The 14,495-nt window shown below is 66.9% G+C and carries 13 protein-coding genes; 8 read left to right on the plus strand and 5 right to left on the minus strand.

Annotated elements, in window-relative coordinates; all coding sequences use genetic code 11:
• Positions 1-285, plus strand: a 285-nt coding sequence (locus ACNA7R_RS03065; protein WP_416282063.1) for an FkbM family methyltransferase, incomplete at its 5' end; no start/stop codon positions are given.
• A gap of 339 nt (positions 286-624) precedes the next feature.
• Positions 625-2,151, plus strand: coding sequence for a polysaccharide biosynthesis C-terminal domain-containing protein (locus tag ACNA7R_RS03070; protein ID WP_416282064.1), 1,527 nt, complete (start codon positions 625-627; stop codon positions 2,149-2,151).
• Between the two features lie 17 nt (positions 2,152-2,168).
• Here ACNA7R_RS03070 and ACNA7R_RS03075 read toward each other — a convergent pair whose 3' ends face one another.
• Entirely contained in the window at positions 2,169-3,257 is a 1,089-nt protein-coding gene (locus ACNA7R_RS03075; protein WP_416282065.1) for a GNAT family N-acetyltransferase, read from the minus strand.
• A 9-nt stretch (positions 3,258-3,266) separates the two neighbouring features.
• A complete protein-coding gene (locus ACNA7R_RS03080) occupies positions 3,267-4,214 on the minus strand; it encodes a polysaccharide deacetylase family protein (RefSeq protein ID WP_416282066.1) in 948 nt (315 codons plus the stop codon).
• A gap of 536 nt (positions 4,215-4,750) precedes the next feature.
• Between ACNA7R_RS03080 and ACNA7R_RS03085 the strand changes: the two genes are divergently transcribed.
• The 5 genes from ACNA7R_RS03085 to hjc all read left to right on the plus strand — a co-directional run bounded on the left by ACNA7R_RS03085 (position 4,751) and on the right by hjc (position 9,542).
• Complete coding sequence (locus tag ACNA7R_RS03085) at positions 4,751-6,046, plus strand: amidohydrolase (protein WP_416282067.1); 1,296 nt, start codon at positions 4,751-4,753, stop codon at positions 6,044-6,046.
• A gap of 54 nt (positions 6,047-6,100) precedes the next feature.
• A complete protein-coding gene (locus ACNA7R_RS03090; RefSeq protein WP_416282068.1) occupies positions 6,101-7,384 on the plus strand; it encodes an adenosylhomocysteinase in 1,284 nt (427 codons plus the stop codon).
• 160 nt (positions 7,385-7,544) lie between these two features.
• The gene (locus ACNA7R_RS03095; RefSeq protein ID WP_416282069.1) at positions 7,545-8,078 is read left to right on the plus strand and encodes a DoxX family protein; all 534 of its coding nucleotides are present in this window, start codon (positions 7,545-7,547) and stop codon (positions 8,076-8,078) included.
• An 88-nt stretch (positions 8,079-8,166) separates the two neighbouring features.
• Positions 8,167-8,982 (plus strand): lysostaphin resistance A-like protein, encoded by an 816-nt coding sequence (locus ACNA7R_RS03100; RefSeq protein WP_416282070.1) that lies wholly within the window; start codon positions 8,167-8,169, stop codon positions 8,980-8,982.
• Between the two features lie 41 nt (positions 8,983-9,023).
• Positions 9,024-9,542: a Holliday junction resolvase Hjc gene (hjc, locus tag ACNA7R_RS03105; RefSeq protein ID WP_416282071.1), complete on the plus strand. Its 519-nt coding sequence runs from the start codon at positions 9,024-9,026 to the stop codon at positions 9,540-9,542.
• Here the strand turns inward: hjc and ACNA7R_RS03110 are convergent, their stop codons facing one another.
• The 3 genes from ACNA7R_RS03110 to ACNA7R_RS03120 all read right to left on the minus strand — a co-directional run bounded on the left by ACNA7R_RS03110 (position 9,543) and on the right by ACNA7R_RS03120 (position 14,042).
• On the minus strand, positions 9,543-11,216 hold the full coding sequence (locus ACNA7R_RS03110; RefSeq protein ID WP_416282072.1) for a histidine kinase N-terminal 7TM domain-containing protein: 1,674 nt from the start codon (positions 11,214-11,216) through the stop codon (positions 9,543-9,545).
• A 264-nt stretch (positions 11,217-11,480) separates the two neighbouring features.
• The gene (locus ACNA7R_RS03115) at positions 11,481-13,322 is read right to left on the minus strand and encodes an acyl-CoA dehydrogenase family protein (protein WP_416282073.1); all 1,842 of its coding nucleotides are present in this window, start codon (positions 13,320-13,322) and stop codon (positions 11,481-11,483) included.
• Positions 13,323-13,391: 69 nt separating this feature from the next.
• Entirely contained in the window at positions 13,392-14,042 is a 651-nt protein-coding gene (locus ACNA7R_RS03120; protein WP_416282074.1) for an SWIM zinc finger family protein, read from the minus strand.
• A gap of 240 nt (positions 14,043-14,282) precedes the next feature.
• Here ACNA7R_RS03120 and ACNA7R_RS03125 point away from each other — a divergent pair.
• The coding region (locus ACNA7R_RS03125; RefSeq protein WP_416282075.1) for a hypothetical protein at positions 14,283-14,495 on the plus strand (213 nt) is incomplete at its 3' end.

Consider the following 14,495-nt stretch of genomic DNA (forward strand, 5'->3'; position numbering starts at 1 on the left):
GTCGCCGACGTTCGGTCGGTCCCGGTCCGACGGCTGGACGATCTCGAATCCGAGCTGCCGGCGCCCGACGCGATCAAGATCGACGTCGAGGGAGCTGCCCCCGCGGTCGTTCGCGGCGCTCGAGCGGTCCTCGAGCGACACGGTCCGACGGTGTTCGTCGAGATTCACGAGGACGGTCTCGACGACGACGACGTCCCGGCCGAGACGAGGGCGGTCCTCGAGGCCGCCGGCTACCGGATTCGGGACCGAGAGGGGTACTGGCGCTGTGACCGCCGCGGGGGTTGACCACGCGGTATCGATAGGCACGGAAACGGAGTTTACGGGCCGCTCGTGCCGGGCTCTCCGGCGATCGCGTCGCTTATTTACCGTATAATAATCCCCCGCGCGTCGGTACGACCGAGCGATGGGTCTGCTCCGTCGATCGTCGTTCTCCCCGTTCCGTCGGCCGCGCGCACGACAGCGCTCGTCGATACGAGACCGGAACCACGACTTCGCCGTCGCCCTCGGCGGCGATTCGACCGCCGCGCCCCCGAGGGTCGCTTCCGCCGGGCGAAACGGACCGAACTCGATCGGGATCGGAACACGATGCACTCTTCGGGCAGCGTTCGAAACACCCCCCAACGAATGAAGCGGAGCATCACCAGCGGCTTTCTCTCGATTCTCGGCGTGAAGTTCCTCCTCATCAGCCTCGACTTTCTCTCCTCGCCGCTGTTGACCCGGTTCCTCGGGGAAGGGTACGGTGACTACGCGGTCTTGATGTCCATCTTCGCGATCTACATGATCTTCGTCAGCACGGGCGTCGGCGACGGCGTCAGAAAGTACGTCGCGGAGCAGCGCGACACTCCCCACTGGGACGTACACGTGGTCGGATTCTATCTCCGCCTGGCGCTGCTGCTCGCCGCCGTCGGCTGTTTCTTCCTCGCGCTTGCGGCCCGGTCCGGTTTCATCCAGAACCACCTCGGCGCCTCCTACCAGACGTACTTCTATCTCCTCTCCCTGCTCGTCTTCACCTCCCAGTTCCGCGAGTACACCCGCCGGACGCTCATGGGGTTCGGCCTCGAGCGCTACTCCGAACCGCTGCTCTTTCTCGACAAGATCCTCTTTATCACCGTCGGCGTCGGGCTCGCGTACCTCGGCTACGGCGTCCCCGGCGTGCTGATCGGGCACATGACCGGTGCGGTGGTGACGTCGCTGATTGGGCTGGCGGCGATCCACCGACAGGTGTCGCTGACGACGGCGCTGTTCAAGATCCCCTCGCGGGAGTTTCCGCGCCGCGAACTCTTCGCGTACAACGGGCTCAGCATCGTACTGATCCTCTTTTTGACGTCGCTGTACGAGGTCGACGTCGTGATGCTCGGCTTCTTCACCACGGCCCAGGAAACCGCCTACTACCGGATCGCGCTCACCCTCGCGGAGTTCCTCTGGATCGTGCCGCTGGCGCTCCAGAACGTCCTTCTGCACTCGACGTCGAACATCTGGGCGAACAACGACCGCGAGCGGATCAACTCGCTGGCCGCCCGGATCACGCGGTACACGCTGTTGTTCACCCTGCTGCTCGCGGTCGGGCTCGCGGCGCTCGCGCCGGTGGCTCTGCCGATCATCTACCCCGACGACTACATCGCCAGCTACGTGCCGATCCTCCTGTTGCTCCCCGGCTGCGTCGGGTTCGCCCTGGCGCGACCGGTCCTCGCGATCGGTCAGGGGAAAGGCGACCTCCGGAAGCTGATCGTCGCGACCGGCGCGGCGGCGGCACTCAACATCACGCTCAACGGACTGCTGATTCCCCAGTACGGGATGTACGGCGCCGCCGCCGCGACCAGTATCAGTTACGGGCTCATGTTCGTGTTCCACCTCTGGAGCGCCAGGGCGATCGGGTTCTATCCGGCCGCGGACGCCCGAATCCCGCGGGCGATACTCGTGGGCGTCTCCGCGGCGGTTCCGATCTTCCTCCTGACGGAGTTCCTCGGCGGCTCGGCCATCCCGCTGGTCGTCTTCGACCTCCCCGTCTCGTTGATCGTCGTCCCGCCGGTCGGCGCGATCGTCTTCTTCGGACTCTCGCTCCTCTTCGGCGCGGTCGACGTCGACGAGATCATCGACTTCCTCGAGTCGGCGCCCGATCCGATCGGCCAGTTCGGCTCGAGTCTCCGGTAACAGGAGCCGACGGATCGTTAGCCGCTGTCGACCTCGCAGAGCGCGAGCCGCCAGTTCGACGCGTCCGTGAGCCGACGACCCGAGAGGGTCCAGTCCGTCGGCTCCGTTCCCGACGGCCTGACGACGTGGGTTGACGCCGACGTCGTCCACGTCAGCGGTGGCCGCTGATCGCTGTGGAACCCGCGGGACCGAAGCGTGCCGCCGGGAATCACCGACCCGGGTGCGACGAGGACGTCCGCGTCTCGGTTCGCCCGGACGACGTCCTCGAGCAGCCCCGATAGGATCGCCGTTCGGTACGCCTCGGTCCCCGCCGCCAGCGGGAGCACGTCAACGAGCCGGACGGTCGTGGGGCCGTCGGCTCGCTCCCGTCGGCCGTAGACCAGCGCCGCGACGACCGTTTCGCCGCGGGTCGCCAGGACGGTCCGGTAGCGCCACAGCGGGTTCTCGAATCGCCACTCGTAGAACGCCTCGTCGCGGACGACGTGAAACGCCGGCACCGTCTCCGCGCCGGCCAGTGCCGCCAGCGTCGCGGTCGGCACGCCGTCGTAGCGCACCCGTTCGACTGCATCCCTCGAGCCGGCGAGACGATCCCTGAACGAGCCGTAACCGCTCGCGACGGTTCGGGCGAGCGACTCGACCGGCTCGAGGGCCGGGAGCCAGGCGGTCGGGTTCTGGATCCGGTAGTAGCGCTCCTGCTCGCCGACGACCCGCCAGCCGAGCTTGAGGTTGCCCGGCAGCGAGCGGTGGTTCGGGAAGTTAAAGAAGAGGTCGACGTCGTCCTCGTAGCGCTCGATCGCCCGTTCGGTCATCCGGGTGAAGAGCCCGCGTCGCTGGTGGTCGGGGTGGACCATCGAGTCGCAGGGCTGGAAGGCGTCGTACCGGTCGTCCCCCGCACCGACCCGGAGCGGGAAGAACGACCGCGCGCCGACGAGTTCGCCGTCACGCTCGGCGACGACGATCGGAACGTGGTCGACGTACGGGTTCGCCTCGTACTTCCAGGCGAACCAGTCCGTCCCCATCCGTCCGCCCAGTACCTCCTCGAACAGCTCGAGGAACGCGTCCCTGTCGCTCGGCTCGTACCGTCGAACGTCGTACGGGTCGGACATCGGCTGAACTTACGCCGATTTCGGACGCGCGGCTCGAGAGCGTTTCGACCGGCGCACGTCGTCGGCCACGCCGCCCATCGTGTCGACGCGGAGGTCGCCGGACTCGCGTCGGCGGTCGATGTGCCGGACGATCGACCGGAGCCGCCGGTGGTGAGCCGCGGTTCGGAGGTTGTGGGGATGCAACCAGAGGTGTAACACGCCGTCGGTGTCCGCAACCTCGTCGATGCCGGCTTTGACCTGCCTGACGACCGGATCCTCCCCGAACGCGGAGAACGGCTTCTCGTACTCCTGCCCGAAATTGAACAGGTAGACCGACGCCGGGACGTTGACGAGCCCGTACTCGTCGACGTGGGGATCGACGATCGGCGGCGTCGGCTTCCCGACGACCGCGCTCGAGACCTTCGCGAGCTGTCGGCCAACCGCCCCGCGGTTCTCGAGCAGCGGGTTCACGCCGCGGTAACACTCGAAGCCGTGTTCGGCGAGCAGCTCCCGGTTCCGAACCCTGTTGACCGGGAAGACGAACGACGAGAGGTCGTGGCCCTGTCGAGCTGCGGCCCGGGCGCAGTTTTCGATCTCGCGGGTCGCGAACGCCTCGGTCATCCGCTCGTGCTCGAGGTGAACGTGGGTGAAGCCGTGGCCGCCGATCTCGTGGTCGACGGCGGCGCCCGCGATCTCCTCGACGAGGTCGCTCGCACACCAGACGTCGTTGGCCTCGAGGTCGCCGACCCCTTCCTGACAGCAGCGTTCGCCGGCGGGGTGGTTTCGGTGACAGCGCGGACAGGAGTCCAGAAACAGGTGCCCGGTGACCGCCCAGGTCGCCGGAACCTCGTAGGCGTCGAACAGGTCCCGGAGGTGGAGCCAGTTCTCGCGGGTGTTCCGGAGCAGGGACTCCGGAACCTCCCGGTCGTGAAACCCCCAGCCGAGTTCCGCGTCGAGAGAGATGACTACTTTCCCCATCGTGTCACCCGACCGTGGTAGCGAGTGCGGTTACTGGCGAGCGAACCCCGGTCGCCCGGCGTTGCGGAGAGAAACGGCCGACCTGCAGTCCCTTCGCCGCGTACTGTTGACGATTCATCTCTGTCGGAGCGTGGGTTTTACCGGGTATAGTGTTTGATCTCATAAGGAATCGTCCGAATATTACTACGGTTTCTCTCCGTTCGAACCCCGCTGTAGTGGCCGAAAGCCGAGTAAAGAGTTCGCTCGAGTTACAGCATCTCGGCCCCGAATCGGGGCCGGCAGCTGCCGGGCGCTCGATCGATCCGCCTCGCGGAGGCGCTCGATTTCGCTCCGCGAACGATCCGAGGTCGCTCCAGGATGCGATTTCCGGGGCGATCGTCGCTCGTTCGGTCGTACCGGGAGCGTTCGCTACCACCGTGATAAGCGGTGGCGAGCAGCGTTGTCGCTGCGAAACGGTTGGCGGGCCAAGGTTTGGGTCCCTCGAGCCCGATTCCCGAATCGACACGCTAAGGCGGGCCGACGAGAAACTCCGATCGATGGCGACGCTTTCGATCACCGGCGGACAGGTACTGTTGCCCGACGGGACGGTGACGCGCGCGGACGTGCTGATCGACCCGGACGGCGGCGAGATCCTCGAGGTCGGAACCGACATCGCCGGCGCCGACGAGACGCTCGACGCGTCGGACTCGCTCGTGACTCCGGGATTCGTCAACGGTCACAGTCACGTCGCGATGACGCTGTTGCGCGGGTACGCCGACGACAAACCGCTCGACGCCTGGCTGCAGGAGGATATCTGGCCGGCCGAGGGCGAACTCACCGGCGAGGACGTTCGGATCGGCGCGGAGCTGGGCCTGCTCGAGATGATCAAGGGCGGAACGACCGCCTTCACGGACATGTACTTCGAGATGCCCGAAGTCGTCGATGCCGTCGATCGGGCGGGGCTTCGCGCGCGACTCGGCCACGGCGTCGTCACCGTCGTCAAGGACGACGCGGGGGCCCGCGAGGACTTAGAGACGAGCCTCGCGTTCGCCCGCGAGTACGACGGCGCCGCGGACGGCCGGATCTCGACGGCCTTCATGCCCCACTCGCTGACGACCGTCGGCCGGGAGTACCTCGAGGAGTTCGTCCCGAAAGCCCGCGATGCCGGCGTTCCGGTCCACTACCACGCAAACGAGACGGCAGATGAAGTGACGCCGATCGTCGAGTCCGAGGGCGTTCGCCCCCTCGCGTACGCCGCCGAGCTGGGAATGCTCGAGCCCGAGGACTTCGTCGCCCACGGCGTCCACGTCGACGAGAGCGAGATCGGCCTGCTCGCGGAGGCGGGAACCGGCGTGATCCACTGTCCGGCCTCGAACATGAAACTCGCCAGCGGGATGGCGCCGGTCCAGCGCATGCTCGAGGAAGGCGTCACGGTCGGGCTGGGCACCGACGGCGCGGCCTCGAACAACGACCTCTCGATGCTCGACGAGGCCCGCGACGCCGCGATGATCGGCAAGCTCGCCGCCGAGGACGCCAGCGCGGTGCCCGCCGAGCGGGTCGTCGAGTTGCTCACGCACGACACCGCGGACGCGATCGGGCTCGAGTCGGGTCGCCTCGAGGAAGGCGCGCCCGCCGACCTGGCGGTGATCGACCTCGAGGAGCCCCACCTGACGCCGGCCCACGACCTCGCGAGCCACCTCGCCTACGCCGCGGCCGCCTCCGACGTCCGCCACACGATCTGTGACGGGCAGGTGCTCATGCGGGATCGGGAGGTCCTGACCCTCGACGAGGACGCGGTGCTCGAGCGAGCCGGTGAGGCGGCCGACGCGCTCGCGGCCCGCGTCGAGGAGTGATCCTCGCTTCGGCACTTCGGTAGCGTTTTCCCCGCCCTGGCCCTCCACCGACACATGAGCGAGTATCCGCCGATCAGCGATCAGCTGGACGACCTCGAGTCCGCACGGGAGGAGGGTCGTCGCAAGATGGACTGGGCCGCCCAGCACATGCCCATCCTCGAGCACGTCCGCGAGGAGTTCGTCGCCGACCAGCCCTTCGAGGGCGAGCGCATCGCGATGGCGATGCACGTCGAGGCAAAGACCGCGATGCTCGTCGAGACGCTCGCCGAGGGCGGCGCCGACGTCGCGGTGACGGGCTGTAACCCCCTCTCGACTCACGATGACGTTTCCGCGGCGCTGGACGCCCACGAGTCGATCACGAGCTACGCGAAACGCGGCGTCGACGACGAGGAGTACTACGCCGCCATCGAGGCCGTCATCGCGCACGAACCCACCGTCACCGTGGACGACGGGATGGACCTCGTGGCCGCGATCCACGAGGACTACCCCGAACTGATCGACGGCATCGTCGGCGGCGCCGAGGAGACGACCACGGGCGTTCACCGCCTGCGCGCGATGGACGAGGACGGGGCGCTCGACTACCCCGTCTTCGCCGTCAACGACACGCCGATGAAACGGCTGTTCGACAACGTCCACGGCACCGGCGAGTCCTCGCTGGCCTCGATCGCGATGACTACGAACCTCTCGTGGGCCGGCAAGAACGTCGTCGTCGCCGGCTTCGGCTACTGCGGGAAGGGCGTCGCCCGGAAGGCGTCGGGCCAGAACGCGAACGTCATCGTCACCGAGGTCGAGCCCCGTCGGGCGCTCGAGGCCCACATGGAGGGCTACGACGTGATGCCGATGGCCGACGCCGCCGAGGTTGGCGACGTCTTTCTGACGACGACCGGCAATCGGGACGTCATCGTCGAGGAGCACTTCGAGAAGATGCAGGACGGCGTCCTGCTGGCCAACGCGGGCCACTTCGACATCGAGATCGACCTCGAGGCGCTCGACGACCTCGCCGTGGATCGGTACGAGGCTCGAGACGGCGTCGAGGCCTACGAGATGGACGACGGCCGCCGACTCAACGTCGTCGCCGAGGGCCGCCTGGTCAACCTCGCCGCGCCGATCTCGCTTGGCCACCCCGTCGAAGTGATGGACCAGAGCTTCGGTATCCAGGCGGTCTGTGTCCGGGAGATGCTCGAGAACAGCGACGCCTACGACGCCGGCGTCCACGACGTCCCCGACGACCTCGACCGGGAGATCGCCGAGATCAAACTCGAGGCCGAGGGCGTCGAGTTCGACGCGCTGACCGACACCCAGCGCGAGTACATGGATAGCTGGGACCACGGGACATAAGTTTCTCCTCCACTCCAGTAGCGCCCTCTCTGTCCGTGATTCTCGAGTCCTATCGAAGAAAACCCTCTAACAGTTGTAGTTAGTTTCCCTTCCAGTGGGAACCAGCTGCAGTATATAGGTGGTTGTCCGTCCTACGTATAGCTGTAAGAGGAGAACGATCATGACTACTGCAACTATCAACCGACTCGAGAGCCGCCTCGGAGGTGTAACGTTAGAAGGACGACCCCACCAGCTGAGCGTCTGGGCGATCTTCGGACTCCGCCTGATCATGGGCTGGGTCATGCTGTCGGCCGGCTGGGGCAAGCTCGTCGGCGACTTCAGCGCCTACGGCTACCTGGCGAACGTCGATCCGGCGAGCCCGGCTAGCGCGATCTTCGGTGCGATGGCCGCCAACGGCACGCTGATGGCCGCCGTCGACGTGATCGTCCCGGTCACCCAGGTGCTGATCGGCGTCGCGCTGCTCGCCGGCGCGTTCGTCCGCCTGGCCGCGCTGGGCGCCTCGATCCAGATGGTGATGTTCTACTTCGGCAGCTGGGACGTCGCCGGCGGACTGGTCAACGACCAGCTCGTCTACGCCGCGGTGTTCCTCGCGCTGGGGGCCCTCGCCGCGGGACGGATCCTGGGCGTCGACCGCTACCTCGAGAGCCACCCGATCGTCGAGCGGTACCCGAAACTCCGGTACCTCCTCGGCTGATCGATGACCGGCTCTCGGCCCCGCTCTTTTCATATTGGTTTCAGCTGAAAGAGGAACGCCCAAGAGTGGCCTTCCCCTAGGCCGGCACATGGCAACTGTAGACCGGGCGGACGGCCAGATCAGATCGTTACTCGTCGCCGTCTTCCTCTCGGTCGCCGCGATCGTCGCGTCACAGTTTACGACGCTGCCGGCGTTCCTTCTCGATCCGGCGCTGCTCGAGTCGCCGGCCGACGCCTCGAACACGGCGACGTTCGTCCTGCTGACGCTGAACTTCCTCGGATTCTTCCTCGTCGGCGGGTTCTACCTCTGGTGGACCGAACGAAGTTGGGAGTGGCTCGACCTTCGGATGCCGACTCGGCGCGGCTGGCTCTACGTGCTGGCCGGCGTCGTCGGCAGCATCGCGTTCGTGATGCTCGTCAACATCGTTGCGACGGTGTTTCAGCTTCCCTCCTCGGAAAACCAGGTCGTCGAACTGATCGGCGACGATCCGAACATGGTGTTGCTCATGATCGTCGTCGTCTTCCTCTTTAACGCGCCAGCGGAGGAGTTCCTCTTCCGGAACGTGATTCAAAAGCGCCTGTACGCCGCCTTCTCGCGGATGGGTGCCGTCATCGCCACGAGCGTCATCTTCGCGCTGGTCCACATCCCGGCCTACGCGCTGGCGGCCGACGGCGGGCTCGCCCCCCTCGGTGCGATCGGCGTCTCGCTCACCGTCGTCTTCATGGGCTCGATCATCTTCGGCTACCTCTACGCGAAAACGGACAACCTCATCGTCCCGACCGCGGCCCACGCCGCATTCAACGCCTTCCAGTTCGCGATCCTCTATCTCGTGCTCCGCTACGCGCCCGAGGAACTCGAGCAGACGATGGCCGTCGGCCTCGACGCGCTTGCAGTCGCGCTCTGAGCTTCGCCCTGTTTATTACTCCCGGCCGGCGATTCACCGGTATGTCCCACGCGAAGGGCGACCGCCGCGAACGAGAGCTCGTCAACGCGCTCGACGAGGCCGGGTTCGCGGTGATGCGCGCGCCCGCGAGCGGTGCGGCGACCGACCGCGAACTCCCCGACGTCCTCGCCGGCGACGGCGACACCTTCTACGCGATCGAGGCGAAATCGAGCTCGGGCGATCCGATCTACCTCACCGGCGAGGAGGTCGAGGCCCTGACCTACTTCGCGCAGAACTTCGGTGCGAAACCCCGCATCGGCGTCCGCTTCGACCGCGAGGACTGGTACTTCTTCCACCCCGCGGACCTGCACGTCACCGACGGCGGGAACTACCGAGTCAAGAAAGAAACTGCGATCGCCGACGGGACCGACTTCCCCGAGTTCGTCGGCGACTCGGAGAAGGTCACCCTCGAGGAGGTCGGCCAACCCGACGCCGGCCCCGACGAGGACGTCGTCCGCGTGCTGAACGCCGTCAAGCAGGGCGTGATGGAGGTCGAGGAGGCCGCGGAGCTGCTCGAGTAGCTACCGGCTCGAGGCGTCGGCGGCCGGGAGCCGAACCGTGACGACGCTGCCGCGGGGCTCGTTCGCCGCGAAGGAGAGCTCGCCCGACGACAGCGACACCGTCCACTTCACCAGCCAGAGCCCGAAGCCGCTGCCGTGCTCGAGGGGGGTTTCGGCGTTCGTCTCGAGCGGGGTGAGCTCCCGGTCCGGGATTCCGGGGCCGTCGTCGGCGACCTCGATCCGAACGGTGTCGCCCTCGTCGACGACGCGAGCGGTGACCGACGGTCGATCGGCGTCGTTGTGGATCACCGCGTTCTCGAGCAGGTTCTCGATCGCGGCCCGAAAACTCTCCTCGTCGACCACGGTCACGGGTGCGGCGCCGCCGTCGACCTCGAGGTCGAACTCCGCGCGGGGAAACTCCTCCCGTACGTCCTCGACGCTCCTCTCGACGACCGTCGTCGCGGAGACGGTCGCCGGTCCGTCCCGGGAGTCGATCGCGCGCTCGAACTGGCGGGCCTTCTCGCTCAGTTCGACGACGCGGGTCGCGCTCTCCCGAGCCCGGTCGACGTACTCGCGGTCCTCCGGCCGGACCCGTTCCTCGAGGAGATCGAGGTAGCCGACGGTCACGTTCAGGTCGTTGCGGATGTTGTGACGGAACACGCGCTGGAGCACGCTGCGTCGCTCGCGCTCGATGAGGTCCGTGACGTCGTTCAGGTAGATGACTCGCCCGGTGTTTCGTCCGAGATCGTCGGTCAGCTCGATCGTTCGGGGCCGAAACACCCGTCGGCCGGTTTCCGTTTCGACGACGTGGTCGCCGCCGTCGCCGTCGAGGTCGTTCGGGAGAGCCGCAGCGATCTCGGTTCCGACGGTGTCGTCGTCGAGCAATCGCCGTGCGGTGGCGTTGGCGTCCAGCAATCGGTCGTCGGCGTCGACGACGATCACGCCGTCGTCCAGCGCGTCGAGCAGCCGCGACCGGGCCACCGGCACGACGTCGATGAGGCGGGTGGTGAAGATCCCGACGCCGAAGAGAACGGCCGTGACCGCGAACCCGAGCGGCGTCGGATCGACCGTCGGGTGGGGCCAGCCGCGAAAGACGTACGCGATGCCGACGATCCAGGGAACGACGACGCCGAGGACGATGACGAACGACTGTTTCTGGTAGATCGCCGGCTGTCCGATCGCCGTCAGTACGAGCAGCCCCGTTCCCAGCGCGAGCAGTCCCCACCCGAACGCGGCGAACAGCCAGAATCCCGGCCCTCGGCTCCGCGTCAGGACCGCCGTCTCTCCGACGGTGGCGACGGCGAACTCGGCGTAGAACAGGCCGTGACTCTCGGTCGTGAGGACGACCAGCACCGTCAGCGCAGGCCCGACGAGCAAGAGGGCCACGAGCCGGCGGGTCACCCATCGGTCCCGTCCGGAGTACCGAAGCGCGAACAGGACGAACCAGATCGGCGCCGTCGTGACGCCGAGATACTTCACGGCGGTGAGTACGACGTACGTCGTCGGATCGAGCGTGAACAGCCGAGCCATCGATCCCACGACCCAGACGGCGACGGCGACGACCATGCAGACGAACAGCCGACCGAGCTGTTTCTCCGAGTGGTTGCGCCCGACGTAGAGCGCGAGCGCGACCATCAGCCCCGCAGCGACGAAGTGGCTCATCCAGATGGCGTTCGAACCGGTCACTCCGTGCACGGCGACGTCCCTCCCTGCCGAGCGACCCGCATCACTCCTTCCGTCGGCGCGTTCCACGCTTTGCCGACGGCGTTCGAACGGCGCTCTCGCATCGTTCTATTTTGATTTCACCTACCAATGAATTTATTGTACGATAGTATATTATAGGACGCGAACAGATTAGATCCGAGCTCTCTCCGTAACGAATCCGTGTCCGCTCGCCTCGATTCGTCCGCCTCTAGCGCTCGAGTTGGGTTCGCCGACCCGTTCGAAACGGGTTCCGGTTCAGTCCGCGATCGGGAACCGCTCGACGAGTCGCTCGGGATCGACCGGCGCGTACCGGACGATCGGATCGAACGCCTCGAGCGCGAACCGCTCGCCGTTCGTGATCCCGCGTGCCTCCGGGCGCTCGAGTTCGTTCGCGACGAATCGAATCGCGACGAGCGCCGTCCGCCCGTTCCCCTCCTCGAGCCCCTCCTGAGCCCGCTCGAGCAGCAACGCCGCGGTGAAGACGTCGAAGACATAGTGGGCGAGGCGTTTGGCCGACAGCTGGGCGTACTCGCCGTCCTCGCCGGCGAGCGTCGCCAGTGCGCTCATCAGGTCGTGATACTCGCTCTCGACGGTTTCGACGGGGTCGGCGAGCACCGGATGAGCGGCCCCCTCGAGTCGTTCCTCGATCGTCTCCCGCAGCGGTTCGTGAGCGTCCTCGCGCTCGAGGGCCCGCAGCACGTCCAGCGAGAGGACGTTCTCGGTGCCCTCCCAGATCGGCAGGACCTGCGCGTCCCGGAGCATGCGGTTCGTGACGAAGTCGTTCACGTAGCCGTTGCCGCCGTGAACCTCCATCCCGTAGGAGGCGGTGTCGACGGCCATCCGAGCGGTGCGCAGTTTCGCGATCGGGATCAGCAGTCGCATCAGGCGGTAGGCGTCGTCGGCTTCGTTGGCGTCCTCGCCGGCTCGTTCCACTCGCTCCCGTTCCGAGAGCAGCCGCGCGGCCTCGAAGACGTAGGTCGTCGCGGCCTCGTGATCCACGGCCATGTCGACCAGGTCCGCCCGCATCAGCGGATGCTGATCGATCGGCTTCCCGAACGCCTCGCGGTTCGCAGCGTAGATCTTGCTCTCGAGGAGCACCCGGCCCACGATTCCGCACGACGCGGCGGCGTTCGACAGCCGCTCGAGGTTGAGCATCTCGGCCATCTGCCGGAACCCCTCTTTCTCCTCGCCGACGAGGATCGACGTCGCACCCGTGAACTCGACTTCGCCCGTCGGCACCGAGATCGTTCCCAGCTTGTCCTTCAGGCGGCGATAGAGCTGATCGTTGACCTCGTCGGGCGCGAGCGGTCCGTCCTCGAGCCGGTCGCCCTTCGTCACCGGGCCGTCGAAGCGGTCGGGATCGGCGTGGGGAACGAGAAACATCGAGAGCCCCGCCGTCCCCTCGGGCGCGTCCTCGGTTCGGGCGAGCGCGAGCGTCCCCTCGGCGTCGATATTCGAGCAAAACCACTTCTCGCCGGACAGGCGCCAGCACTCCTCGGTCGCGTCGTACTCGGCTCGAGTCTCGTTGGCGCCGACGTCGCTCCCACCCTGTTTCTCGGTGAGAAACATCGCACCCTCGATCAGTTCCTCGTAGTCGCGGCTCGTCAGCGCCTCGAGGTAGGGCTCGAGGGATTCGTCGCCGAACTTCTCGAGGACGAGCGCCGCGCCGGCGGTCATCGCCACCGGACAGTCGAAGCCGGGGTCGGCGTAACACAGCAGGTACTGCATCGCGAGGTTGTGCGACAGCGGCATCGGCTCCTCGCGTCCGGGCGGGGCCTCGAAGACGTCGGCGACGATCCCGGCCTCGTAGGTCAACCGTTCGTTCTCGACCTGTTCGGCGGGATAGCGTACCCGGTTCTGGATCTCCCCGTGTTTGTCGTAGGGCTCGAGTTCCGGCCCGTGATCGTCGATGTAATCGGCGTTGTCGGCGATCACGTGGCCGACGGTCTCGCCGAACGCCTCGAGGCGGGGCTCGGCCCACTCGAACGCCTCGTCGGCGTACGTTCGGCGGAGTTCGCGCTGCAGGGTTCGATCCAGTTCCCAGTAGTTGACGTCCCGGCCCTCCTCGTAGCGGCCGTAGTCGATCCCGTCGTCCATACCCTGACACTCGATCCCAACCGCCAAAAAACGAAAGCTATCCAACTGGTTTTCCGTTGTCGAGCGTTGCTACGCCGTCGCGGGTCGGCCCCGTCCCGCCGGCCGCTTCTCGAGGCGCGTCCGGGGGAAGACGTACACCCGCAGCGACTCGGGGACGACGCCGTTGGGCGCGACCGTCGCGTGGGGGTAGACGGCGCCGACGACAGGGACGTCGGGGTCGTAGCGCTCGTTCGTCGCGTAGTCGGCGACGGACTCGCCCGTGGCCTGGATCCGGACCGCGTCGGCCCGCAGGTCCGAGACGTCGACGACCGTGAGTCGGTCGCCGGTTTCGCGGTCGACGACCGGATCGCCAGGCCGGAGCGTGTGACGGTCGCAGTAGACCGGGCCGGCCGCGTCTTCGTCGACGAACACCGTCTCGCCGCAGTCGTGACAGCCGACGGCTCGCTCGCCGGGCGGGGGCGTCCGCCCCTCGTTGATCTCGATGGCGACGCGGCGGACGTGCTTGCACCGAACCCCGCGGAAGACGTGATCGGGGCAGGTACAGCGCCCGCCCTCGAGGTCGACGAGGTAGGTGTGATCGCTCGCGGACTCGACCTCGTAGAGGCCCTCGCCGAGCGCCAGCACCGACATCGGTTCGGTGCGGGCCCGGCGCGAGCGCTCCTCGAGAACGTCGTCGGACGGTACTGGAAGCGGTGTCTTCGGTGACGCTGTTGTTTTCATGGGTTGCGTCGGTAGTGATTCGCCGGCTGACGGCCGGCTCCGTACTCGGCTGGCTGTTCGACGATTCTAGGCGACCGACGGAAATAACGGGCTCGCTTGCAGGCTCCTGCTCGAGATTTATATATAACGTCCCGATTTCGTCGGATCCGACGCCGCTGGAGCCGGTTCGGAGCCGGGAGATCTGCCCGGTCGAGCGGCGCTTCGAAGCGTTTTTGCACGGGCCGGGGGAATCGTCGGGTAATGCTCGAGCGCGAGCGGATCATCGAAATCGTCGTGGCCGTGTCGGCCGTCTTCCTGATGCTTGGCTCCATGATCTACATAGGAACCATGTACGGGGGCGCCGACAGCGCCCTCTCCGCGGAGGGCGGTGAGATGCTCGTCGGCATCATCGTCGGCTTCATCTTCCTGCTAACCGCGGTCGGGATCGGACTGGCGTACCTGCTGAACGATCCG

The sequence above is a fragment of the Natronococcus sp. genome (genome assembly GCF_047921035.1).
In the GTDB taxonomy this organism is placed as follows: Archaea; Halobacteriota; Halobacteria; order Halobacteriales; family Natrialbaceae; genus Natronococcus.